The sequence below is a fragment of the Mesorhizobium sp. BHbdii genome (genome assembly GCF_053848045.1).
Map to the genome: position 1 here is coordinate 1 of NZ_JBSPKX010000167.1, position 480 is coordinate 480.

1 protein-coding gene is annotated in these 480 nt (G+C 64.8%); it reads right to left on the reverse strand.

Going from position 1 to position 480, the window contains the following annotated elements; translation table 11 throughout:
* A partial coding sequence (locus ACWTU8_RS32430; protein WP_455851325.1) for a glucuronate isomerase occupies positions 1 to 480 on the reverse strand: 480 nt, incomplete at both ends.

Sequence of the window (480 nt, forward strand, 5' to 3'; positions counted from 1 at the left end):
GCGCGTCGAGATAACCGGCCCAGCTGCCGGTGTCGCAGCCGGTGATCTCACCAAGCCGGTCGAGATTGGCCGAAAAACCTTCGAAATCGGGATCGACGACCGCGTCCGGCCGATAGGCGGTGACGACACGGCCCTCCCAGCCGCTGTCGCGGATCATCTTGTGCCAGTTGAGATCGTCGAGCGCGCCTTCGGTCGTGGCGATGACCTCGATGTTGAAGCGCTCGAACAAGGCGCGCGGGCGGAAATTCTCCCACTGCAGCACGGTCGCGATCGTGTCGTAATGGCTGTCGGCCGTCGTTGCATCCAGCGGCGCTTCAATGCCGAACAGATGCGCCAGCACATGGTCGAACCACAGCCGGGTCGGGGTGCCGCGAAACAGGTAGTAGTGCTCGGCAAAGCGTCGCCAGATCGTCCTGCCGTCGGTCTCCATCGGCGCGCCATCCAGGCTCGCCACGCCGAGATCCTCCAGCCGCACGCATC